At 44.9% G+C, this 25071-nt stretch carries 22 protein-coding genes, 1 pseudogene and 1 riboswitch; of the genes and pseudogenes, 9 read left to right on the top strand and 14 right to left on the bottom strand.

Annotation, left to right across the window (positions count from 1 at the left end; genetic code table 11):
- Positions 1-231: 231 nt before the first annotated feature.
- The 5 genes and pseudogenes from EAE30_RS05185 to EAE30_RS05165 all read right to left on the bottom strand — a co-directional run.
- Entirely contained in the window at positions 232-840 is a 609-nt protein-coding gene (locus tag EAE30_RS05185) for a hypothetical protein (protein ID WP_123015043.1), read from the bottom strand.
- On the bottom strand, positions 833-1093 hold the full coding sequence (locus EAE30_RS05180) for a hypothetical protein (RefSeq protein ID WP_123015042.1): 261 nt from the start codon (positions 1091-1093) through the stop codon (positions 833-835). Before EAE30_RS05180 ends, EAE30_RS05185 begins: the two co-directional genes overlap by 8 nt.
- A 405-nt stretch (positions 1094-1498) precedes the next feature.
- Positions 1499-1777, bottom strand: a complete 279-nt coding sequence (locus tag EAE30_RS05175; protein ID WP_123015041.1) for a hypothetical protein — start codon at positions 1775-1777, stop codon at positions 1499-1501.
- Positions 1778-1785: 8 nt separating this feature from the next.
- Complete coding sequence (locus EAE30_RS05170) at positions 1786-2313, bottom strand: hypothetical protein (RefSeq protein ID WP_123015040.1); 528 nt, start codon at positions 2311-2313, stop codon at positions 1786-1788.
- A gap of 352 nt (positions 2314-2665) precedes the next feature.
- Positions 2666-2869 (bottom strand): annotated as a pseudogene (locus EAE30_RS05165) (magnesium chelatase domain-containing protein); the annotation flags it as partial.
- Between the two features lie 663 nt (positions 2870-3532).
- On the opposite strand from EAE30_RS05165, the gene ilvG reads away from it, so the two are divergent.
- The 6 genes from ilvG to tusA all read left to right on the top strand — a co-directional run bounded on the left by ilvG (position 3533) and on the right by tusA (position 10244).
- On the top strand, positions 3533-5179 hold the full coding sequence (gene ilvG / locus EAE30_RS05155; RefSeq protein ID WP_123015038.1) for an acetolactate synthase 2 catalytic subunit: 1647 nt from the start codon (positions 3533-3535) through the stop codon (positions 5177-5179).
- Positions 5180-5190: 11 nt separating this feature from the next.
- Positions 5191-5475 (top strand): acetolactate synthase 2 small subunit, encoded by a 285-nt coding sequence (gene ilvM, locus EAE30_RS05150; protein ID WP_123015037.1) that lies wholly within the window; start codon positions 5191-5193, stop codon positions 5473-5475.
- An 11-nt stretch (positions 5476-5486) separates the two neighbouring features.
- Positions 5487-6425 carry a branched-chain amino acid transaminase gene (locus EAE30_RS05145; RefSeq protein ID WP_123015036.1) on the top strand — a complete coding sequence of 313 codons (939 nt, stop codon included), beginning with the start codon at positions 5487-5489 and terminating at the stop codon, positions 6423-6425.
- A gap of 9 nt (positions 6426-6434) precedes the next feature.
- Positions 6435-8276: a dihydroxy-acid dehydratase gene (ilvD, locus tag EAE30_RS05140; protein ID WP_123015035.1), complete on the top strand. Its 1842-nt coding sequence runs from the start codon at positions 6435-6437 to the stop codon at positions 8274-8276.
- 10 nt (positions 8277-8286) lie between these two features.
- Positions 8287-9819, top strand: coding sequence for a threonine ammonia-lyase, biosynthetic (gene ilvA / locus EAE30_RS05135; RefSeq protein WP_123015034.1), 1533 nt, complete (start codon positions 8287-8289; stop codon positions 9817-9819).
- A gap of 176 nt (positions 9820-9995) precedes the next feature.
- Positions 9996-10244, top strand: coding sequence for a sulfurtransferase TusA (gene tusA / locus EAE30_RS05130; RefSeq protein ID WP_123015033.1), 249 nt, complete (start codon positions 9996-9998; stop codon positions 10242-10244).
- A 44-nt stretch (positions 10245-10288) separates the two neighbouring features.
- Here the strand turns inward: tusA and EAE30_RS05125 are convergent, their stop codons facing one another.
- Positions 10289-10546, bottom strand: a complete 258-nt coding sequence (locus tag EAE30_RS05125) for a SadB/YajI family lipoprotein (RefSeq protein ID WP_123015032.1) — start codon at positions 10544-10546, stop codon at positions 10289-10291.
- 109 nt (positions 10547-10655) lie between these two features.
- Positions 10656-11210, bottom strand: a complete 555-nt coding sequence (locus EAE30_RS05120) for a TMEM165/GDT1 family protein (protein WP_123015031.1) — start codon at positions 11208-11210, stop codon at positions 10656-10658.
- Between the two features lie 14 nt (positions 11211-11224).
- A riboswitch (yybP-ykoY riboswitch) is annotated at positions 11225-11414 on the bottom strand.
- 213 nt (positions 11415-11627) lie between these two features.
- Between EAE30_RS05120 and glyQ the strand changes: the two genes are divergently transcribed.
- The 3 genes from glyQ to EAE30_RS05105 all read left to right on the top strand — a co-directional run bounded on the left by glyQ (position 11628) and on the right by EAE30_RS05105 (position 16074).
- Positions 11628-12545: a glycine--tRNA ligase subunit alpha gene (glyQ, locus tag EAE30_RS05115; RefSeq protein ID WP_123017262.1), complete on the top strand. Its 918-nt coding sequence runs from the start codon at positions 11628-11630 to the stop codon at positions 12543-12545.
- A 16-nt stretch (positions 12546-12561) separates the two neighbouring features.
- Positions 12562-14634 (top strand): glycine--tRNA ligase subunit beta, encoded by a 2073-nt coding sequence (gene glyS, locus EAE30_RS05110; protein WP_123015030.1) that lies wholly within the window; start codon positions 12562-12564, stop codon positions 14632-14634.
- A gap of 171 nt (positions 14635-14805) precedes the next feature.
- Positions 14806-16074, top strand: coding sequence for a valine--pyruvate transaminase (locus EAE30_RS05105; RefSeq protein WP_123015029.1), 1269 nt, complete (start codon positions 14806-14808; stop codon positions 16072-16074).
- A gap of 60 nt (positions 16075-16134) precedes the next feature.
- Here the strand turns inward: EAE30_RS05105 and EAE30_RS05100 are convergent, their stop codons facing one another.
- From EAE30_RS05100 to dnaA, 7 genes are all read right to left on the bottom strand, one after another.
- A complete protein-coding gene (locus EAE30_RS05100; RefSeq protein ID WP_123015028.1) occupies positions 16135-16575 on the bottom strand; it encodes an Hsp20 family protein in 441 nt (146 codons plus the stop codon).
- 251 nt (positions 16576-16826) lie between these two features.
- On the bottom strand, positions 16827-17933 hold the full coding sequence (locus EAE30_RS05095; protein WP_123015027.1) for a succinylglutamate desuccinylase/aspartoacylase family protein: 1107 nt from the start codon (positions 17931-17933) through the stop codon (positions 16827-16829).
- Positions 17934-18000: 67 nt separating this feature from the next.
- Positions 18001-18771, bottom strand: coding sequence for a transporter substrate-binding domain-containing protein (locus EAE30_RS05090; protein WP_123015026.1), 771 nt, complete (start codon positions 18769-18771; stop codon positions 18001-18003).
- Between the two features lie 202 nt (positions 18772-18973).
- Positions 18974-21391 (bottom strand): DNA topoisomerase (ATP-hydrolyzing) subunit B, encoded by a 2418-nt coding sequence (gene gyrB / locus EAE30_RS05085; RefSeq protein ID WP_123015025.1) that lies wholly within the window; start codon positions 21389-21391, stop codon positions 18974-18976.
- 19 nt (positions 21392-21410) lie between these two features.
- Complete coding sequence (gene recF / locus EAE30_RS05080; RefSeq protein ID WP_123015024.1) at positions 21411-22490, bottom strand: DNA replication/repair protein RecF; 1080 nt, start codon at positions 22488-22490, stop codon at positions 21411-21413.
- 24 nt (positions 22491-22514) lie between these two features.
- Entirely contained in the window at positions 22515-23615 is a 1101-nt protein-coding gene (dnaN, locus tag EAE30_RS05075; RefSeq protein WP_123015023.1) for a DNA polymerase III subunit beta, read from the bottom strand.
- Positions 23616-23664: 49 nt separating this feature from the next.
- Positions 23665-25071, bottom strand: coding sequence for a chromosomal replication initiator protein DnaA (gene dnaA, locus EAE30_RS05070; RefSeq protein ID WP_123015022.1), 1407 nt, complete (start codon positions 25069-25071; stop codon positions 23665-23667).

The following is a 25071-nucleotide window of genomic DNA, read 5'->3' as shown; positions in this document are numbered from 1 at the left end:
AAAATTTTTAAAAGTTTACCCGACTAGTTTATGAGACACTTTTACTGCTTGCAGAAAATGGCTTATAACCTATAAAGGGTTTTTTATTACAAGCCATTTTTTCAAATGTCTCATATTAATAAATTACCACTAATATATTATTAATCAAATTGATGTCTTTTTTTATATATACCAACCCATGATATATGGGTTAAAAAAGCCCTTTCCTAACCATTGATTTATGAGGAGAATTTACTCCCCATTATTTTTATTATCCTTTAAAAAAATCTTAATTTCATTTTCTTTTGAAATTAAATCATTTCTTAACTTTTTTCGTTCTTTTAAAAAATCGCTATATTGAATTTCAAAAAAACTTTTGACTTCTTCTATTACTTCTTTTTCCAAAACCTTATCAAATTTCATTTTTGAAATATGAAAACCAAATTTTTTCTTTTTGTTTTGTAATTTAGAATTTAGATTATTCTTATTTAATAATGTTAATAATCCTTTCATTGTTGGCGAAATATCAAATAAAACTTTTGAAAGACCTTCATACATTGTTAATGTAAAATAACCAATACTATTTTCATATTCATTTTTTAAATATTCTAAAATACTTAACATTAAAATATTTTTATAATTACGAACGCAACCGCTAATCTTTCCACCAATAGAAGCAAAATGAGAGGCGTAATTATTTGAATAATGTTCTTGAAAGTCAAAATTTGGGTTATTTTTATTATTATTGAACTCCTCCAATAACTTATTTAAAAGTTGTAATTTTTCGTTATACAACCCTTTTATTTTGTCTAAATTTGAACTTTTTGACTCATTTATCACCGTATAATCAAAATTAATCATTTTGAACCGCCAAAATTTGTTGGTAAAAAATTTCATTTGGGTAAATATTGGTCAATGTCCAAATTGCATAGCCATAATTTACTTCGTCAAATGATACTAAATCACTGATATCAAAAGGTTTCCCTTGATATAAATTCATAATAAAATCGTTTAGACGTGGATGTTTTATTGCTTGATCGATGATCTGTTGTTCTGTTGGATTTCCGTCTTGTCTAAAAACTTTTATGATTGCGTTATGTCTATATATATTCATATATTTGCTCCTTACCTTATTAGTTTAAAAAGGGCTTTTATAACCCTTGAATTATTATTTAACATACTATTTTTATTTGTCAAATGTGAAACCCGACTTTTTATATATAACGTCTTATTTATCAAATGGATTGAAATATACAAATATTAAAATACTACTGTTTAATAAATAATTTCATATCTTTAAAAAGGGCTTTTATAAGGGGTGATTTATGATTGGGCTTTGGATTTTAAATTATAGCGATTTTTAATTGAAATATATTCACCATTTCCATTAAAAATTGTCTAGCCTATAAGAAACTTGAATTATTTTTTTAAATAAAGGTTTTTATTGCAAACCATTTTGGCGTGAGAGTAATGTTTAGCAGTCCAATGTAACCAACTCAAGTCAGTTACATTGGATTAATTAGCAAAAGAACTTAATAGCTAAAGTCAAGTTTTCAATTTTACTGGTATCTCCTTCCATAATAGCTTTATGTAGAAGACCAGATAGCATAGAGTCTCTTGTATCTTCAGGTATAACACAAGGACTCAAAATACCTCGAGATTTAGGATATGTCTCCCAATGAATACCTAAAGATTTATATCCTCCATTATGCATATGCTTATGATCGTACCAGCCTATGATTAATGTCAGTCCATCATCAAAGTAAACTTCTTTTGTATTTTTCCAATATGAAATCATTTTCTTATCTAGTTTGCTCTAGCCTTAATCCCTGCAAATACATAAGCCATTTGTGCGGCAGTGGTTTTATTTAAGATAGATGCATCAAAGTTAAGTTCATTTGCATATGCAACTTGAAGGGATTGAACAGGTCTTTGCGAGTCCTCAAAAGAAGTTCCATCAGCCCAAGTGTTTTTTACTTGAACATTGTCAATTTGAAATGTGCTATCTTGATTAAGTGTAAACTGGAAAGTCTGCGTGTTGGTGGTAACGTCTAAAGCACCGCTGTTACGATCTCGCTCCGAAGATAGTTCTTTCATTTTATCCATAAACGAAGATATTTTATGCTTACACGAAAACTCAACAACTTTGATACCGTTATCTGTTTGAAATGAATCCCACTTACTACTTTCGCAGCTTTTCCAATTATCTAACGCATTGCCTATTGTTATGGTTTTATTAAAATCCATAACTCCATTTTTGACGATATCAATATCACTTTCACCACACCCAGTTAAAGATAAAATTAATGGGGCAGTAAGCCAAAGGCGCTTCATAGCTTTTCTCCAAATTAAAATGGTCAGTTTGTGCTGGAAATTGTCAGCGTAATGTAAACTAATGCATTATTACATACCTTTTAAAGGTTCAACTAGTCATTGATATATAAATCTATCTGTATATATACCTAATTCATAACATCCAAGATAAAAATGTGATCTAGAGCTTTTTACTACTCCCATTCCTCAGAATGTCTGAAATTTTAGTTGCACAGCTCTGATGGGTTTCCCAGTGCATAAACGTGTTTAATTAAGACTATTAAGTTTACTCTGATGGTTGGTAAGTCTTCTCTTTCGAAAATCCCCTCTTTATTAGCATCTAATAAAAGCAATTTTTCCCTGTAATAATAAAGTTAATTGTAATACGCTTGGCCGGAAATTCAAATTCTGAATTCAAAATCGCACTGCGTACTCTATCCCGTGACTCTTTCACCGTGGTTTCTGGTAATCCAACCAAGGTAAAAGCGGGCATACCGCTGCTGATATGCACTTCTACCGTTACAACCGGCGCTTCCACTCCCACACTGGCTCGACTGTGTATTATCGCTAACCCCATACTGATTATCCTTTGGCTCAAAGTCATCATCATCAACCGCGGCAATACTTTCTCGGTTGATCGTAATGGTTATACAGGAGAATAACGGAAGGAAAGTATGAAAAAAGGAGGAGTAACCGCATGTGAGTCGACAGTTTATCGCCGTGCTTCCCCCGACAGGCCACTAATATAACGTTGCAGACGACTGGCACATTATGGGTATGCGTTTCAAAACCATTCAGGCTGTAGATACATACTTATTCAATGAATCGTAATGGTTATACATACGCTATCAATACTAGAAAATATAAAAAAGAATCAGTTTTTCCTTGTCAGCGTGCCATTTTTTATGATAACACTAGAGGTACAGGAATTGCTGACTAAAAAACCAACCATAAGAAAGCATATAATGATTAAAAACGCTCACAACTTTTCTATTATTCGCCTAGTACTCGTGGTCATTATTGGCACCGCGCGGGGGCTCGTGAGCGCAAGGTAACGTACCGAATTCTAAGAACCCCCGCACTGAAAAGTTCGGGGGTTTTTTTATAACAAAAATAGACAGACAGTCCTCAATCTGATTTTTCTTTAATCAGACTTAACTGGAAGAACGGGAGACGCACATGATGTGCAAACACAACAGAGTAAAAAGCGACGGAAAAAGCGGTTGCCAAGGAGGCTACAATGACAGGTGCTGAGTTAGTTGTTGCCGCTTTAAAAGAGCAAGGCATTGATACCGTATTTGGTTATCCTGGCGGGGCCATCATGCCCATCTATGATGCCTTGTATGATGGCGGTGTCGATCATATCTTATGCCGGCACGAGCAAGGTGCAGCCATCGCCGCGATAGGCAAGGCTAGAGCAAGCCAAGACGTCGCCGTTTGTATGGCAACCTCCGGACCGGGAGCCACCAATTTGGTGACAGGCCTTGCCGATGCCATGCTCGATTCCGTTCCTCTCGTTGCGATTACCGGTCAGGTCGCAAGCTCTCATATCGGCACCGACGCATTCCAAGAAATGGATGTGATTGGAATGTCCCTTTCTTGTACCAAACACAGCTATCTAGTCACCGATATTGCCGATCTTGCCGACACGCTCATGGAAGCCTTTCAAGTCGCAGTCAGTGGTCGCCCAGGCCCGGTACTGGTCGATATTGCCAAAGATGTTCAGTTAGCCCATACCGACAGCGATACCTTCCCTCGCTTTACTCCTCCCGCTATGCCGATTGCCGATGTTGCTCAACTCGCACAAGCTCAATCGATGATGGCGGCCAGTGAACGTCCGGTATTGTATGTTGGCGGTGGTGTACAGCTGGCCAAAGCGACCGAGAGTGTACGTCAGTTTCTCAATGCCAATCCAATGCCATCGGTCAGTACGCTAAAAGGACTGGGGACGGTTGAACGTCATGATCCTCATTACTTAGGCATGCTCGGCATGCATGGCACCAAAGCGGCCAACCTCATCGTACAAGAATGTGACTTATTAATCGTCGTAGGGGCACGCTTTGATGACCGAGTCACGGGTAAATTAGAAACCTTTGCTCCTGAAGCAAAAGTCATTCATATCGATATTGATGCGGCAGAGTTTAACAAATTACGTCAAGCTAATGCGGCTTTGCGTGGCGATATCAATGTCATCTTGCCTCAACTGTCACTCGCTTGTGATATCAGCGCATGGCAGCAACATAGCCAAGTATTACGCAATGAATACAAATGGCGTTACGATCACCCCGGTGAACCGATTTATGCTCCGCTGCTTTTAAAGCAATTGTCCGATATGATGCCAGAATCGACCATCGTCTCTACCGATGTCGGTCAACACCAAATGTGGGCCGCCCAGCACATTCAGCCACGTGACCCTCAAAACTTCATTTCATCCGCAGGCCTTGGCACCATGGGATTTGGTTTACCCGCGGCTTTGGGCGCTGCGGTGGCGCGTCCCAACGATCAATCCGTTCTGATCTCTGGCGACGGTTCGTTTATGATGAATGTCCAAGAATTAGGGACATTAAAACGCCGTCAAATTCCGGTAAAAATGGTACTGTTAAACAATCAGCGTCTTGGCATGGTCCGACAATGGCAATCCTTGTTCTTTGATGGTCGCCATAGTGAAACCATCCTAGATGACAACCCTGACTTTGTCATGCTAGCTAAGGCCTTTGATATTCCTGGTAAAACAATTTCCAAAAAGTCAGAAGTGGAACCCGCACTGCGAGAAATGTTGGCCAGTAAAACTGCCTATTTATTGCACGTCGATATCGATGAAGAAGAAAATGTGTGGCCTTTAGTGCCACCCGGCGCTTCAAACAGCGATATGTTAGAAAACACCTAGGAGAAGGGATAATGCAAAGATATCTAATTGACATCAAAGCCGATGACAAACCCGTTCTACTAGAACGTGTACTACGTATTGTTCGTCACCGAGGTTTCATCGTTCGACAAGTCGCGGGAACCCAAAACCATGCGAGTAAAATCGCCAGTGTGGAAGTCATTGTCGATAGCGACAGACCCATTACCACACTCACCAATCAAATAGAAAAACTTTGGGATGTCATGACCGTTGATGTGACAGAAATCAGCCTTGATGAACTCCCAAACAATAACTTACAACAAAGAATTAGCGCTTAAGGAAGGCAAACATGACAACGCAAACTGCAGAATACATCTGGTTCAATGGCGAAATGACATTATGGGAAAACGCGACCGTTCACGTGCTTTCTCATGCCTTGCATTACGGCACATCCGTCTTTGAAGGTGTACGTTGCTACAACACGCATAAAGGGCCAGCAATTTTTCGCCACCCTGAACATGCGCAGCGCTTAATTAACTCAGCAAAGATTTATCGTTTCCCTATTCCCTATTCACAAGAAGAGATCATGGAAGCGACACGTGAAACCTTACGTGCCAACAAACTCAATGACGCGTATATCCGTCCGCTTGCTTTCATGGGCAATGTGGGCCTAGGTGTCTGCCCTCCTGAAGGTTCCGATCTGGATCTCATCATTGCCGCGTTCCCTTGGGGAGCTTATCTTGGTGAAGAAGCGTTAGAAAATGGTATCGATGCGATGGTATCCAGCTGGAGCCGTATGGCTCAAAATACCATCCCAACCGCAGCAAAAGCGGGTGGTAACTACTTATCATCACTACTTATCGGTAGTGAAGCTCGTCGTCACGGCTACGATGAAGGCATTTCACTCAATGTCGATGGCTATATTTCTGAAGGGTCTGGCGAGAATATCTTTGTCGTGCAAAATGGGGTCATCTACACCCCGCCACTGTCGAGCTCAATTTTACCCGGCATTACTCGTGACAGCATCATGGTATTGGCCAAAGACCAAGGTTATGAAGTTCGTGAAGCCAACATTTCACGTGAAACCTTGTACTTAGCGGATGAGATTTTCCTAACCGGAACCGCCGCAGAAATTGTTCCTGTGCGCAGCGTTGACCGTATCTCGATTGGTGAAGGCAAATGTGGGCCAATCACCCAAGCCATGCAAAAAGCGTTCTTTGGCTTATTTGATGGGACAACAGAAGATAAATGGGGTTGGTTAGACTTCATCAATCCACAGGAAAAATAAGGGACTATTATGCCTAAGTATCGTTCAGCAACCACCACTCATGGCCGCAATATGGCAGGGGCACGCGCTCTATGGCGTGCCACTGGCGTGAAAGACAATGATTTCGGCAAACCGATCATTGCTGTGGTTAACTCGTTCACGCAATTTGTACCGGGCCACGTTCACTTAAAAGACATCGGTCAATTAGTGGCGAAGCAAATCGAAGAAGCGGGTGGGATCGCGAAAGAATTCAACACGATCGCAGTCGATGATGGTATCGCGATGGGACACGGGGGCATGCTCTATTCGCTGCCTTCTCGTGAATTGATTGCCGATTCCGTCGAGTATATGGTCAACGCACACTGCGCGGATGCCATGGTGTGTATTTCCAACTGTGACAAAATCACTCCCGGAATGCTCATGGCCTCCATGCGCTTAAACGTACCGACGATTTTCGTTTCTGGTGGCCCAATGGAAGCGGGCAAAACCAAGCTGTCGGATCAAATCATTAAACTGGATTTGGTCGATGCAATGAAACAAGGCGCGGATCCGAAAGTCTCAGACGAACAAAGTGAACAAGTCGAACGCTCAGCCTGCCCAACATGTGGCTCTTGTTCGGGCATGTTTACTGCCAACTCGATGAACTGCCTAACCGAAGCACTAGGGCTTGCTCAGCCGGGTAATGGTTCCATGCTCGCCACCCACAAAGACCGAGAGCAGTTGTTCATCAATGCAGGTCATCGCATTGTGGAACTGACTAAACGCTATTACGAACAGGATGATGCGACCGCGCTACCACGCAATATCGCCTCTAAAGATGCCTTTGAAAATGCCATGGCGCTTGATATTGCGATGGGCGGCTCAACCAATACGGTTCTGCACCTACTCGCCGCAGCGCAAGAAGGTGAAATCGACTTCGATATGGACGACATCGATCGCCTATCTCGTCAAATTCCACATTTGTGCAAGGTCGCCCCCTCAACGCAAAAGTATCACATGGAAGATGTGCATCGCGCTGGTGGCGTGATGGGCATTTTAGGCGAATTGCAACGCGCAAGTCTGATTGCCGAAGACACCCGAACCATTTTAAATCTGTCAATGAAAGAGCAGTTGGCGCAGTATGACATCATGCAAACCGACTCAGCCGAAGTGAAAAACTTCTTCCGCGCTGGGCCTGCCGGCATTCGTACCACCCAAGCTTTCTCACAAGATTGCCGCTGGGATACGCTAGATGACGATCGTCAAAATGGCTGTATTCGTGAACGCGCCAGTGCCTTCAGTCAAGACGGCGGTCTTGCCGTATTGCAGGGCAATATCGCTCTCAATGGCTGCATAGTAAAAACCGCGGGGGTCGATGAAAGTATCCTAACCTTCAAAGGGCCTGCCGTGGTTTTTGAAAGCCAAGATGATGCGGTTGAAGGTATTTTAGGTGGGAAAGTCAAAGCGGGTGATGTCGTCATCATTCGCTATGAAGGACCTAAAGGCGGTCCGGGCATGCAAGAAATGCTCTACCCGACCACTTACCTAAAATCGATGGGCTTAGATAAGGACTGCGCATTATTGACCGATGGTCGCTTCTCTGGCGGGACCTCCGGTTTGTCGATTGGCCACGCGTCTCCAGAAGCCGCGAACGGCGGAGCGATTGGTTTGGTCAACAATGGCGATATGATCTCTATCGATATTCCAAACCGAACCATTGAGCTCAATATCTCTGATGCAGAACTTGAGTCACGCCGTCGTGCTCAAGATCAATTAGGCTGGAAACCCGTCTCTCGCGAGCGCGAAGTCTCCTTTGCTTTGAAAGCCTACGCCAGCATGGCGACCAGTGCAGACAAAGGTGCCGTTCGCGATAAAGCGAAACTGGAAGACTAAGGATAAGGTCATGAGCATGGAGCAACTTAGTGGCGCAGAGTATCTGCGCCATATCATCAAAGCCCCCGTCTATGAAGTCGCGCATGTGACGCCACTTCAAACAATGACGAACCTCTCAGAGCGTTTGGGCAATCATATTCAAATCAAGCGTGAAGACCGTCAACCCGTGCATTCTTTCAAATTACGTGGCGCTTACAACATGGTGTCATCTCTGTCGAAAGAACAGCAAGAGGCCGGCGTAATTACCGCCTCTGCGGGCAACCACGCTCAAGGCATGGCGTTATCGGGGAAAAAACTGAATATTCTCACCACGATTGTGATGCCAAAAACGACGCCGGATATTAAAGTCTCAGCCGTGCGTGGGTTTGGTGGCAACGTGGTGTTACATGGCAATAACTTCGATGAAGCAAAAGCCGAAGCCGAGCGTTTAGCCGCGCTGCACAACTATACGTTTGTGCCACCATTTGATCATCCGCTTGTCATTGCTGGACAAGGCACGATTGGCTTGGAGCTGTTACAGCAAAACAGTCACCTCGACTACATTTTTGTGCCGGTCGGTGGCGGTGGCCTAGCCGCGGGCATCGCGGTATTAATCAAACAACTGATGCCAGAAATCAAAGTGATCGCCGTAGAGCCTGAAGATTCTTCTTGTTTGAAAGCCGCATTAGATGCAGGAGAGCCAGTAGTACTCGAGCAGGTCAGCTTATTTGCAGAAGGGGTCGCCGTGAAACGCATTGGCGATGAAACCTTCCGCCTGTGCCAAGAGCATCTGGATGGCCATATTAGCGTCTCCAGTGATGAAATTTGTGCCGCCGTCAAAGATATCTTTGAAGACACGCGTGCGATCGCCGAACCGTCGGGCGCGGTAGCCTTAGCTGGATTGAAAAAGTATGCGGCGCAGCAGCAACTCTCAGATAAGAACCTAGCGACCATTTTGTCTGGTGCCAATACCAATTTCCATGGATTACGCTATGTATCGGAACGTTGTGAACTGGGTGAAAAACGTGAAGGTTTGTTAGCCGTAACGATTCCAGAACAGCCCGGTGCCTTTTTCAACTTTTGCGAAGTGATACGTGGTCGAGCAGTCACCGAGTTTAACTACCGTTATAGTGATGACCAACTGGCCAATATTTTTGTGGGTGTTCGCCTGATGGGCGGTGAAGAAGAACTCGCTGGTATCATCGCGGATCTTCGTGAGGCCGGGTATCCGGTGCAAGATCTTTCCGATGATGAAATGGCCAAACTGCACGTGCGTTATATGATTGGTGGCAAGCCATCCAAACCACTGCAAGAGCGTCTCTACAGTTTTGAATTCCCTGAGTATCCTGGTGCGCTATTGAAATTTTTAACCACACTCGGTACCCACTGGAATATCAGCTTATTCAATTACCGCAACCACGGCGCCGACTATGGCCGTGTATTATGTGGCATTGAATTAAATGACAGTGATTTATCACGCTTTGCTGCGCATTTAGCCGAGCTTGGATATCAATACCATGATGAAACGAATAACCCTTCTTATCGCTTCTTCTTGTCTAAATAAGCCTTGTTAAACGTCAAACGCCCCAACCCTTCTGGCTTGGGGCGTTTTTTATCCACGTTGCCCTTATAGTCAGCCTTTCACCGCCGTCAGCATGAATACTGCGCCCCTTCCATATTGAATATTTTTCCTTCACGAGTATCATCAACCGCCTTAACGATTATTCCAGTAGGTTACCCATGAGTTTATCCAACGCAGAAGCAACCAAGACATTAGACGCTGAAGGCCTACGTTGCCCAGAACCGGTAATGATGGTTCGCAAAACCATCCGTAATATGCAAGACGGCGATACGCTGCTGGTAAAAGCAGACGACCCATCCACCACCCGAGATATCCCGAGCTTTTGTCGGTTTATGGATCACACACTGTTGGACGCGCAAACCGACACGTCACCTTATTTCTATTTGATTCAAAAAGGCTTGGCATAAGTTGGATAGGGAGTCACGACTCCCTATCGAATAACAGCGATTTATTATTGATCGAAATGGTCGCGGCTTTCATGACGCAGTTGTTGGATTTCTTGGCGTAAGGTGCGAATTTCGTCGTGCATCGGAATCAAATGCGCGACACGAATCCAAGATTCAACCGCTAATCCCGTCAAGATAAACGCCCCAACCACCATTGGCATCCACAAATCGGTTAGGGTCATCCCTAAAAAGGTCAGCAGCAACCCAAACGTAAACAAATAGCTTTGGCTCTTGGCGGTCATTGATGTGTAGCGCGTTAACATAGTCTTCCCTCACCACATGGCTTTACCTTGCTCAAGCATAGCAGTCACAGAGGCGAAGGTACGGTGATCTAACACGAATATTGACATCAAATTCCCCGCCGTCGACCCGTTAGTAAAAGGCAGAAATCGCCGCCAAACCAACAAATACCAAAGCAGTCACTTTACGGATGATTCCTAGCGGTAAACGGTTTGCCGATAATTTACCAATCAAGACCACTGGCACATTCGCCAACAGCATACCAATGGTGGTACCAATAATGACCCACATCAGTTGGTGACTATAGTGCGCACCTAGAATCGACGTGGCGATTTGCGTTTTGTCACCGATTTCGGCAATAAAAAAGGCAATAAAGCTCGCCACAAACGGACCACGTCCAGAGATCGCTTCCTCTTCATCCAGTTTATCGGGAATCAATACCCAAATCGCCATGCTTAAGAAACTGACCACCACCACCCACTTTAAGACTTCAGGGGTTAAATAGTCGGCGACAACCACGCCTAACCACGCGGCTAAAGCATGATTGAGTAATGTCGCTGATAAAATAGCGAGAATAATTGGAACAGGACGACGATAACGGCTGGCAAGCAGCAAAGACAATAGCTGGGTACGGTCACCAATTTCTGCCAAGGCAACAGTGGTTAAAGAAATAACTAAAACACTCACGACATACTCATTGGAGGCAGGGATTTATTATTAAGAACCATAGACAAACTCACTCCCCACCCCTGGTTTGTGATGTTTGTCTAAGGTCTTGCTAAACTTGGTGGGCACCAAGCCTCGAACGCCACGCTGATGGGCAGCGATTATGTTGACGAACGAACTCAATCTCAAAATCGATTGAGTAAGCTACTCCCCAAAGACGGCTGAATAATATCGTTCCACTAAAAAAACTACAAGTTGAAAAGTGGTGAAAATACGTCATTCACGCGTAATGTCGGTATTTATGCACGAGCATGACGCGCACTTATGCTCATTGCCCAAGAATTAAACAAGATTACCCCTACTTTGTCGTGCAAGATCTCGGTATACTTGAAGACTATTTTTATTCATTTCAAACATAAGATTCGCGCGAACCTGACTATGCAAAAATACGATATCAAAACCTTTCAGGGAATGATCCTCGCGCTGCAGGATTATTGGGCCCAACAAGGCTGCACCATTGTACAACCGTTAGATATGGAAGTCGGTGCAGGTACATCTCACCCAATGACATGCTTGCGTGCGATTGGTCCTGAGCCAATGGCAACCGCTTACGTTCAACCCTCTCGTCGTCCGACTGACGGTCGTTATGGTGAAAACCCTAACCGTCTTCAACACTACTACCAATTTCAAGTTGTAATTAAGCCTTCACCAGACAACATTCAAGAGTTGTACTTAGGCTCATTACAGGTATTAGGCGTTGATCCACAAGTCCACGACATTCGTTTCGTCGAAGATAACTGGGAAAACCCAACCTTAGGCGCTTGGGGTCTGGGCTGGGAAGTTTGGCTAAACGGCATGGAAGTGACTCAGTTCACCTACTTCCAACAAGTCGGCGGCCTTGAATGTAAACCTGTGACCGGTGAAATCACTTACGGTATTGAGCGTCTTGCTATGTATATTCAGGGCGTGGACTCGGTTTATGATCTTGTTTGGACTGACGGACCTTTAGGCAAAGTGACTTACGGTGATATTTTCCACCAAAATGAAGTGGAACAGTCAACGTATAACTTCGAACATGCCGATGTCGATTTTCTATTCACCTTCTTCGATCAATGTGAAAAAGAATGTCAGCAGCTTGTGGCGCTAGACACTCCACTGCCACTGCCAGCCTACGAGCGCATCCTAAAAGCCGGTCATGCGTTTAACTTGTTAGATGCACGTAAAGCGATTTCTGTCACCGAACGTCAACGCTACATTCTACGTATTCGCGACCTTACCAAAGCCGTCGCAGAAGCGTATTACGCATCTCGTGAAGCGCTTGGTTTCCCAATGTGTAAAAACTCGAATCAGGCATAAGGGGCAGAAAGGAATTATGGCACAAGAATTTTTAATCGAGCTCGGAACCGAAGAGCTACCACCAACCCAGTTACGCACATTGGCTGAAGCCTTTGCAAGCAACATGGAATCTGAGCTACAGCAAGCAGATATCAGCCAAAACGGCATTAAATGGTATGCAACACCTCGTCGCTTAGCTCTCAAAATTACCGAACTTGCCGCGTCTCAACCGGATAAAGTGATTGAGAAACGCGGGCCAGCGGTCAAAGTTGCGTTCGACGAAGACGGTAACGCAACCAAAGCCGCACAAGGCTGGGCTCGCGGCAACGGCATTACCGTTGAGCAAGCTGATCGCGTCAAAACGGATAAAGGCGAATGGCTTCTGCACAAGCAAGAAGTCAAAGGTCAACCGACTCAAGACATCATTGTCGGCCTGATTGAGCGTGCATTAGCTCACTTACCAATAGCCAAACCGATGCGCTGGGGTAACGAAGACACTCAGTTTATTCGCCCAGTAAAAACCCTGACGATTCTGAGTGATGACACGCTCATTGAAGGTGAAATCCTTGGCGTAAAATCTGCGCGTACCCTGCGTGGACACCGCTTCATGGGTGAGTCTGAATTTACCATCGACTCAGCGCAGCAGTATCCGCAAATCCTTGAAGAGCGTGGTAAAGTCATTGCCGACTATGATGCACGTAAAGCCACGATTATTGCCGATGCGCAAGCCGCCGCCATCAAATTAGGTGGGCGTGCCGATCTGGAAGACGACTTAGTCGAAGAAGTCACAGGACTTGTTGAATGGCCAGTGGTCTTAACTGCGACCTTTGATGAGAAGTTCCTCGATGTCCCTGCTGAAGCCTTGGTCTACACCATGAAAGGCGACCAAAAGTACTTCCCTGTATACAGTGATGACAACACGCTACTGCCCAACTTTATCTTTGTCTCCAACATTGAATCAAAAGAGCCGCGTTTTGTTATCGAAGGGAATGAAAAAGTAGTTCGCCCTCGTCTGGCTGATGCGGAGTTCTTCTTCAATACCGATCGTAAAGAAAAACTGATTGATCGTCTACCTATGTTGGAAAAAGCGATTTTCCAGAAAAAACTGGGCACAATCAAAGATAAAACCGATCGTATCACTGAATTAGCGGGCTATATTGCCGACAAGCTCGGTGCCGATGTTGATCTCGCAAAACGAGCGGGCTTACTGGCAAAATGCGACCTAATGACCTCGATGGTATTTGAGTTTACCGATACTCAAGGTGTCATGGGTATGCACTATGCTCGTCACGATGGCGAAGACGACGTCGTTGCTGTCGCACTAAACGAGCAATACATGCCTCGTTATGCGGGTGACCAACTACCGAGTGACGGTGTATCTGCCGCCGTGGCCATGGCCGATAAACTCGACACGATCGTAGGCATCTTTGGCATTGGTCAAGCACCAAAAGGTTCCGATCCCTTTGCCCTACGTCGTGCCTCACTCGGTGTACTCCGTATCATTGTCGAATACGGCTATGATCTTGATTTAGTGGATCTGATTTCCAAAGCAAAATCACTGCTGGGTGACAAACTGACCAACGATAAAGTGGAATCAGACGTACTCGATTTCATGCTCGGTCGTTTCCGTGCTTGGTATCAAGATGAAGGCTTTAGCGTCGATAGCATCCAAGCGGTGTTAGCGCGTACGCCAACCAAACCGACTGATTTCGACCAGCGCGTCAAAGCCGTGTCGTACTTCCGCGGTCTGGAAGAAGCCGAAGCCTTGGCAGCAGCCAACAAGCGGGTGGGTAACATCTTAGCGAAATTTGATGGCGAATTGGCTGACGACATCGATCTCTCGTTATTACAAGAAACGGAAGAGAAAGCACTGGCTGAAGCCGTATCGGTAATGAGTGAGGCTCTTGAGCCTGCGTTTGCAACCGGTAACTATCAAGAAGCATTGACTCAATTGGCCGCTTTGCGCGCCCCTGTTGATGCGTTCTTCGACAATGTCATGGTGATGGCTGATGACCCAGCGTTACAGAAAAACCGTCTGACTATGTTGAGCCTTTTGCGTAACTTATTCTTGCAGATAGCCGATATTTCATTACTACAAAAATCCGCATAATGCGCTGATTGTTGTGATTGAAAGACCTAACGTTCTACGTTGGGTCTTTTTTTTGAACCAACAATTTTTCGTTGCGCAAGTATTTCAATCCGGTATGGTCACTCATACTAACTCGATGGTGCGTTCCCATCCTATAACAATAAGCAAATACGACAATCAGGTATTTATAGAATGACATTTTCAACATTTGGCGAGAAATTTAACCGCAACTCAGGGATCACCCAACTAATGGGCGACCTCAATGATGGGCTTAGAACACCCGGTGCTATTATGCTGGGTGGAGGAAATCCGGCCGCGATTCCTGACATGCTGTCCTACTTTCACACCACATGCGAAGAGATGCTCCAAGATGGCAGTCTGATCGCAGGCATGACTAACTATGACGGTCCTCAAGGCAAGAATGCGTTCATTGAACAATTAGCCACCGTCTTAAAAGCACGCTATGGATGGAATATTACCGCCAACAATATCAGTCTCTCGAACGGGAGTCAGAGTGGCTTTTTTTCACTATTTAACCTGTTTGCGGGCCACCAGCCGGATGGCTCCCATAAGAAAATTCTTTTACCGTTAGCACCTGAATACATTGGCTACGGCGATGCTGGCATTGATGACGATATTTTCGTTTCTTACCATCCAGACATCGAATACTTAGATAATGGTCTGTTTAAATATCACGTTGATTTTGAACAATTACACATTGATGATTCAGTGGCTGCGATCTGTGCTTCCCGTCCAACCAATCCTACGGGTAACGTCCTGACTGATGAGGAAATCCACAAATTAGACCAACTCGCACGTGATAACAATATTCCGTTAATCCTTGATAATGCATACGGACTGCCGTTTCCTAATATCATTTTTGAAGACGTCGAGCCGTTTTGGAACGACAATACCATTCTGTGTATGAGCCTATCAAAGTTAGGTTTACCGGGATTACGCTGTGGGATTACTATCGCGAGTGAAGAAATCACGCAAGCGTTAACGAACATGAATGGGATCATCAATTTGGCACCAGGTAGCATGGGCCCCGCCTTCGCATTACGTATGCTTGAAAAGAACGACCTGCTGCATCTGAGCGAAACCATCATTAAGCCGTTCTATTATCAGAAATCACTCCAAACCGTCGAAATGTTACAACAAGCCATTCCCGACCCGCGTTTTCGGATCCATAAACCGGAAGGGGCGATTTTCTTATGGCTGTGGTTTGATGAACTGCCCATCACGACCATGGCGTTATATCAACGCCTTAAAGCGCGTGGTGTCTTGATTGTTCCAGGTGAGTATTTCTTTATTGGACAAAAAGAAGAATGGTCGCATGCCCATCAATGTTTGCGCATGAATTACGTTCAAGATGAAGTGCAGATGAAAGAAGGCATTCGTATTATTGCCGAAGAGGTCAACCAAGCCTATCAAGAGGGGAACGGTTTACCTCACGTATAAAATAATAAGAGCGCCAATTGGCGCTCTTTTACTACTTTACATCATGTTAAATGATGAACCTTACTCTTCACTTTCTAGTAAGGATTTACCGTTAATGGCAATTTTACGCGGCTGATTCGCTTCAGGAACTTCGCGTTCCAAATCAATGTGCAGTAAGCCGTTTTCCATCACTGCGCCAGTGACTTTAACGTAATCCGCTAATTGGAATTTACGCTCGAAATCGCGTTCAGCGATGCCTTGGTAGACATAGTTTTTGCCTTCCTCAACGTTACGTTCACCACGCACAATCAATGTGGTTTCTTGCTGAGTAATATCTAAATTCTCTTCAGAGAACCCAGCAACCGCCATGGTGATACGGTATTGGTTTTCTTCTTTCTGTTCGATGTTGTATGGAGGGTAACCGCCCTGAGTATTTTTCGCGGTCCCTGTCTCCATTAGGTTCAACAGACGATCAAAACCAATGGCATTACGGTATAAAGGAGTAAAATCTAGTGTTCGCATAATAACTATCCTCTTGTTTCTTAAGCAATAGCCCCAACTTTATCTTGGGGATGGCATCTCATTCGTTAGACATGAGGCCATTTACGAGTTGTATATAACGGCGATAAACCCTCTCATGAGCAATCTATCGAATCCGTTTCCAGAGGCCCTATCGGCATCCTCTTCACAACTATATATAAGGGCAGCCAACCCACTTTCAAGGGAAAAAAATGAATTTTTTCTTTTTTGCTTAAAAAACCACCGCTACCGATTTAGGGAGCGAGCAAATAACCAGAGCGAATCACCGCACTACCGGCAACATTCCCGATCAACATCCCCGCGGTGGCAATGCGCCGTCCGTTTCTCGAATACACATAACCCGATTGCACGGCTCGAATCGCTTCGACGCGATCACTGAGAGGATCAATCACCTCCGCGAAAACGTCTCCCGCTTCAATCCAATCGCCCGGGCTGACATGATGCACTAATATGCCAGCACAAGGCGTCGATACCATTTCTACCGCGCCCAAATCACTGCTTGGTGCCGTCCCTTCGGGCAAACAGGACGCTTGTCCATCAGCGGCAATGACACCCAGCCATTCGAGGTAGCGCAGAATGGCAGAGCTCTCTTGATGCGTCACATTCGCTTGACCTCTTAATTCCACGGTCGCAGCAATACACCCTTGCGGAACCACATCACCAAAACACTCCGTCAAGCGTTGCCAGACCATATCAACACTGCAATCAAATGGTGCTCCGCCCGTTTCATTCGCTAACAAATTGGCTTGAGAGCCTAATAAGCGCGCCAGTGGCTCAATACCTTGCCATGAATAATAGGTGCTGTATAAATGCAATGCCGCTTCAAAGTCACAATGTAGATCCAACATGACATCCGCGTCGCAACTCAGTTGTTGTAAGCTTTTTTGCAATGAGCCAAGTTCAGTGGTTGGCTGCCACGTCGCAAGGCTCTGCCGCATTGCGTCACGTATCACGCTCTGATTGTGTGCAAGATCCTCATTCAATTGCGGCTCAACGATCGCTTTCACCTCGGCAAACGTATCAAAATAATGACGGTTAAAGTTCTGCCCGGTTTCTAAGTGATAGCGTCCCAAATGCACATCCATTAAATGCTGGTTTTGACCAATAGGATTCGCGATAGGAACTAACACCACTTCTCCTTGCAAGCGGCCGGCTTGCTCTAGTTGAGTAAGCTGTTGCTTCAGTTTCCAACTGACTAACATCCCTGGAATTTCATCGGCATGCAATGACGCTTGGATGTAGATTTTCTTTCCCTGTCCAGCAAGGCCGAAATGAAAGCTCTCTAAGTAACGCTGTGTACCGAGTGTCGGTGATAATAACGGAGTTTGCTGACGTTGCATGGCTAACCTCTACACATAAAAAAGCAGACTGCTCTTCGAACAATCTGCTTTGGTTATATCGATTGAATTATTTATGATAAAGCTTCAAATCACCAAAGTAGTGAGACTGAATACGGTCATAGGTGCCATTGTCATGCAAGGCTTGTAATGCCTGATTCAATTGCGCCGCAAGTTTGGTATTGCTTTTTTTCACAGCAATCGCTGAATCGGCAGGTAGCAATACGTCTGACACCTGTTGGTTAGAAAACCCGCGATTCTTTCCTGCCTCGATAAAGGTAAATTGTGCTTGAATCATATCTTGGAATGAGGCATCAATACGTCCATTGACTAAGTCAGCATAAACTTGGTCTTGATCTTGGTAAGTTCGTACCTCAACTCCATGTTTTGCAAAGCGCTCACGCACGTAATGCTCTTGCATGGTGCCTTGTTGAACACCGACCACTTTTCCCTGTAAGGACTCCGCGGTAGGTTTTAAATGCGCTTGAGTACGGCTGAGCATGGAAGAATAGCCAGTCCATACGGCATTGGTAAAGGTCACTTGTTTGCGACGCTTGTCCGTGACGCCTAATGCAGAGAAAACCGCATCAATTTTATTGACGTTAAGGCTTGGGATAAGGCCATCAAAATTAGACTGAACCCACACGCACTTTTTATGCATTTCTTTACATAATGCATTACCGAGATCGATCTCAAACCCCGTTAACGAACCATCGGGTTTTTTATATTCGAAAGGCGCAAAGCTTGCCTCAACACCAAAGCGAATCGAATCTTGGGAAGTTGCCATACTCGCGGATGAAAATAAAGATAACCCTAAAAACAACCAACTCAACTTTTTCATTACGTTTATTCCGATTGAATATATATTTATTTTTACTGTTTTTTTATTCTATATAAAAAAGTCAGTAAAGTCGATATACAATATAATCATTTAAACGGTGAGTCAGAAGAAGGCAGCCAACCGCGGATACCATAAACATAGCGCCCAATAAAAAGCCACTCCGAAGAGTGGCTTAAATCGAGCTTACCGCAACAATGCAACGTTAGACGTCAAGGTTGGCCACTTTCAAGGCATTGTTCTCGATGAATGCACGACGCGGTTCAACTTGATCACCCATAAGTGTGGTAAACAGTTCATCCGCACCCACAGCATCTTCAATGGTCACCTGCATCATACGACGAGTTTCAGGGTCCATGGTGGTTTCCCAAAGTTGCTCTGGGTTCATTTCCCCAAGACCTTTATATCGAGAAATCGCTAAACCACGGCGGGATTCTTTCATCAACCAATCAATCGCTTCAGCGAAGCTATTGACGCTTAATGTCCGCTCGCCACGTTTTACATACGCCCCTTCTTCAAGCAAGTTATCTAGCTCTTCAGACAGATCGGCGATTTTCGAGTATTCACGTGAATTTAATAGATCGACACTCAGCAGATATTCATGAAGCACACCGTTGGTACGAACTTTAATTCGTGGCACGTAGCATTGGTTCGCTTCATCATGTTCAACTTCAAAGTGATATTGGCTAATACCAATCGCTTTGCCATTGAGCTGAGTGGTTAATTGTTCAGCCCACGCCGCCACTCCAGCTTCAGTTTGACGCATTTCTTCGGTCAAACGAGGCACATAGGCAAACTCATACACAAGAGTATGTGGGTAACGACGGCTCATACGTTGAGTCAGTTTCACCACTTCATTATATTCTTGAACGAGTTTCTCTAATGGCGCACCCGCCATCGCAGGCGCATCGGCATTCACATGTAAAGACGCGCCATCCAACGCTAACGAGATTTGGTATTGCGTCATCGCATCTTCATCTTTGATGTACTGCTCTTGCTTGCCTTTTTTCACTTTATAAAGCGGTGGTTGAGCAATATAAATGTAGCCTCGCTCGATCAACTCTGGCATTTGACGATAGAAGAACGTCAACAGTAGCGTACGAATGTGCGCACCATCGACGTCCGCATCGGTCATAATGATGATGTTATGGTAACGCAGCTTATCTGGGTTGTACTCATCGCGACCGATACCACAGCCTAGCGCGGTGATCAGCGTTGCCACTTCTTGTGAAGACAGCATTTTATCAAAACGGGCTTTTTCAACGTTCAAGATCTTACCTTTCAACGGTAAGATAGCTTGGTTACGACGATCTCGGCCTTGCTTGGCAGAACCACCAGCCGAGTCCCCTTCCACAATGTATAATTCAGAGCGGGTAGGATCTTTTTCCTGACAGTCGGCCAGTTTACCTGGTAGGCCAGCCAAATCTAATGCGCCTTTACGACGTGTCATTTCGCGAGCTTTACGAGCGGCATCACGCGCACGAGCGGCATCGATGATTTTAGAACAAATCACTTTGGATTCAGTGGGATGTTCTGCCAGGTACTCAGACAGTTTTTCACCCATTGCCGATTCAACGGCAGACTTCACTTCAGAAGACACCAATTTATCTTTGGTTTGGCTGGAGAACTTAGGATCTGGCACTTTTACCGAAATTACCGCTGTCAAACCTTCACGCGCATCATCGCCGGACGTCGCAGTTTTCGCTTTTTTACTGTACCCCTCTTTATCCATATAAGAATTCAGAGTTCGAGTTAAAGCTGAGCGGAAACCCGCTAGGTGGGTACCACCATCGCGCTGAGGAATGTTGTTAGTAAAACAGAAAATGCTTTCTTGGAAAGAGTCATTCCATTGCATGGCGACTTCCACGACGATGCCATCGTCGCGTTCCATATCAAAGTGGAAAACTTTGGCATGAATCGGCGTTTTATTGCGGTTTAAGTGAGTCACAAACGCACGAATACCACCTTCATATTTGTAGTGGTTTTGTTTGTCTTTTTCACGTTCATCACGCAAGTGGATGGAAACACCAGAGTTCAAAAATGAGAGTTCACGTAGGCGTTTCGCCAAAATTTCATATTGGAATTCAATATTGGTGAACGTTTCAGCACTTGGCCAAAAACGAATCGTTGTACCGGAACGTTCCGTATCACCAACAACTTCTAATGGTTTGTCAGGAATACCGTGATGATAGGTTTGGCTATTAATTTTTCCATTGCGATGAATGGTTAGCGTTACTTTTTCCGATAAAGCGTTAACCACGGAAACACCGACACCGTGCAAACCACCAGAGACTTTATAAGAGTTATCATCAAACTTACCACCTGCGTGCAGTACAGTCATGATTACTTCAGCCGCAGACATCTGTTCTTCTTCGTGCATCTCAGTTGGGATACCACGACCGTCATCGCTGACAGACACAGAGTTATCTTCATGGATAGTTACGACGATATCTTTACAGTAACCCGCTAACGCTTCATCTATTGAGTTATCCACCACCTCAAAAACCATGTGGTGCAGACCGGTGCCATCATCGGTGTCGCCGATGTACATCCCTGGACGCTTACGTACCGCATCCAGACCCTTCAGTACCTTAATACTCGATGAATCGTAATTATTCGACATGAGTTACTCTCTCACTATTTTATCCTTGCTCTATTGTGCCATGTTCCACATGAAACATCTTGCTATTTGATTCAATCATGTCGGCAACTTGGTTTTGCGTAATAGAGCTTACAAATACTTGAGCCCCCGTCGATTTAAAGCAGTCCGCAAGACGCTCACGACGTTGGCTATCTAATTCGGAAGCAAAGTCATCAATTAGATAAATGCATTGCTTTCCCGTCAGTTCGGTTAGGTGTTGTCCCTGCGCTACCCTTAACGCACAGACCATCAACTTCAACTGACCTCGAGATAGGACATCTTCAACAGGCGTCCCACCGACTTTAATTTTTAAATCGGCTTTATTAGGTCCACTAAATGTGTAACCCAACAATTGATCGCGCTCAAAACTCTTTTCAAGAAGTTCACGATACGGTGTGTCCTTGTCCCAACCTCGATAATATTTTAAATCAATATCAAACTCGGGAAGAAACACCTGACACAAGGTTTGTGCGACCGATGAAATCTGTTCTACATATTGACGGCGCCACACGTCAATATTGTCAGCTAAACGTGCCAACTCTTCATCCCAATAACTTAACTCGCGATAATGAGTGGCGGTTTTTAACAGTGCGTTACGCTGCTTGTTCAGGCGCTTGAATCGCCCCCAAGCATCATAAAATGCAGGTTCCGAATGAAAGACCCCCCAATCTATGAACGCACGTCGTTGTTTCGGGCCGTCCGTTAATAAATCAAACCCTTCGGGATGAATTAACTGTAGCGGTAAAACATTCGCTAATTGCGCAATTTTTTGTCCAGATTGACCGCCTATTTTAACCTCTGTTGAGCCATCACGCTGCTTATTAATGCCAATGGGTAACTCAAATTGATCCGAGTTCAAAAAACGGCCATGAACAAACAGTTCATGCGTATTATTTTGGATGACTCGACCGGTCAAATTACTCTTAAATGATCGGCCGTGACCTAATAAATAAATGGCTTCAAGGAGGCTGGTTTTGCCACTCCCATTCGGGCCAATAAGAAAGTTAAAGCCTGCCGATAATTCGATATCACAGGCTTTAATATTTCGAAACTGCTGGACAACAAGACGAGTGAGAGGCATTACTCGACAACCGCGCTAAACATATTAAAGGCGAATCGGCATAACAACATACATTGCGCTGCTGTCATCGACATTTTCAATTAACGTACTGGCGTTGGCATCCGACATCGATATGCGAACATTCTGACAGCGCAGGGTATTGAGCACATCCAAGACATAACTGACATTAAAGCCAATCTCAATATCGTCACCTTCAAAGGTCACATCGAGAATTTCTTCCGCTTCTTCTTGTTCTGGGTTGTTCGCCGTAATCCGCATTTCAGTTCCAGTCATATTGACTCGAACGCCACGAAACTTCTCATTCGATAGAATTGCAGCGCGGGAAAAAGACTGACGTAACTCATCACAGCCTGCTTGCAAGACCTTGTTGGTGTTTTGTGGCAATACTCGGCGATAATCAGGGAAACGGCCATCAACAAGCTTAGATGTGAAGATAAAATTATTCACTTCTGCACGAATGTTCGCGTGTCCAATTTGCAAGGTGACGGGCTGCTCTGGCGCATCCAAGAGTTTAACCAATTCCAAAATCCCTTTGCGCGGCACAATTAATTGCGTCGCGGCAATGTCAGCCTCCAGCGGCATCGTTGACACCGCCATGCGGTGACCATCGGTGGCGACGGAACGTAACACCTTGTCGTCCACTTCAAACAGCATACCATTAAGGTAATAACGGACATCCTGTGTGGCCATGGAAAACTGTGTTTTTTCAATCAAACCACGCAAGTCGCCTTGATTGACAACCAATTCAACATCGCTTTGCCAATCTTCAATATTGGGAAAATCTTCTGCTGGCAAGGTGGCTAATGAGAAACGGCTACGTCCCGATTGCAAATGGACTCGCTCACTCTCTAAACGCACCGTAATGATCGCAGAATCGGGCAAACCACGACAAATATCGAGAAACTTGCGAGCTGGAACCGTCACCGCACCCGCTTCGAATTCACCTTCAAGCGTTACACGACTCACCAATTCCACTTCGAGATCGGTCGCGGTCATCAACAATTGGTTATCTTCTACTTTCAGTAATAGATTACTCAATATAGGTAACGTTGCCCGGCCTCCTAATGAGCCTGACACTTGTTGTAGAGACTTAATTAAGTGGCTACGTTCAATGGTAAATTTCATAGTTAACTCTTAAACGATGGAATATATCTACGCAAATAATAGCGCGATCCTAAGAAGAAAGCGTTCGGATCAAGTTAGAATAATCTTCTTTGATATCATGGCTCTCTTCTCGTAATTGTTCAATCTTACGGCAAGCGTGCAACACCGTGGTGTGGTCGCGACCACCAAAGGCATCACCAATCTCTGGCAAGCTATGATTGGTCAGTTCCTTGGCTAATGCCATGGCTAACTGACGAGGACGTGCCACGGAACGAGAACGTCGTTTCGATAACAAATCGGCGACCTTAATTTTATAGTATTCCGCGACGGTCTTTTGAATATTATCAATGGTGACGAGCTTCTCTTGCAAAGCCAGTAAATCACGTAATGCTTCACGCACGAAATCGATGGTAATCGGCCGTCCGGTAAAGTTCGCATTCGCAATCACGCGATTGAGTGCCCCTTCTAACTCACGAACATTCGAACGCAGTCGTTTCGCAATGAAAAAAGCTACTTCATCGGCTAAGTGAATTTGATGCGCTTCGGCTTTCTTCATCAAGATCGCCACGCGCGTTTCTAATTCAGGCGGCTCGATCGCCACCGTCAACCCCCAACCAAAGCGCGATTTAAGGCGATCTTCAACCCCATTAATCTCTTTCGGATAACGGTCAGACGTTAAGATAATTTGTTGGTTACCTTCTAATAAGGCATTGAAGGTATGAAAAAACTCTTCTTGAGAGCGCTCTTTGTTGGCAAAAAATTGGATATCATCAATCAGCAAGGCATCGACACTGCGATAATAACGTTTGAATTGTTCAATGGCGTTATTCTGTAGCGCTTTAACCATATCCTGAACGAAACGCTCAGAATGCATGTACACCACTTTTGCATTGGGATTATTATCCACAATCGCATTCCCGACGGCATGCAATAAGTGAGTTTTACCTAACCCGGTGCCACCGTATAAAAACAAGGGGTTGTATGCGCTGCCTGGATTGTCCGACACTTGCCGAGCTGCAGCTAAGCCCAATTGGTTCGATTTACCTTCAACAAAGTTGTTAAACTTATGCTTCGGATTGACATTCGAACGATGGCGAATACTTTCCATCGCTTCTTCATCATCTTCCCACGTTTTATGAACAGGTTGACGACGAGCGAGCTGGGCGGGAGCCGAAGACTCGGCCGCTACATCCGCAGGTGAGCGAGTAGGCGCAGGTTTGGGCGCCTCAATCGGACGACTCCCGACTTCAAAACGCAAGTTCGGGATATCGTGCCCGCAATGCTCTTGCAGCAGACGATTAATATGATGAAGATACTTATCGCGTACCCAATCGAGCACAAAGCGGTTCGGCGCAAACAAAGTGAGAGTATTGTCATTAAGCTCCGCTTGAAGCGGACGAACCCACATACTGAATTCTGTTGCTGATAGCTCTTCTTGAAGCTGTTGCAGACATTGCAACCAAAGCGAAGACGACAC

Source organism: Vibrio zhugei (assembly GCF_003716875.1).
In the GTDB taxonomy this organism is placed as follows: domain Bacteria; phylum Pseudomonadota; class Gammaproteobacteria; order Enterobacterales; family Vibrionaceae; genus Vibrio; species Vibrio zhugei.
This window is presented reverse-complemented; position numbering and strand designations above follow the sequence as displayed.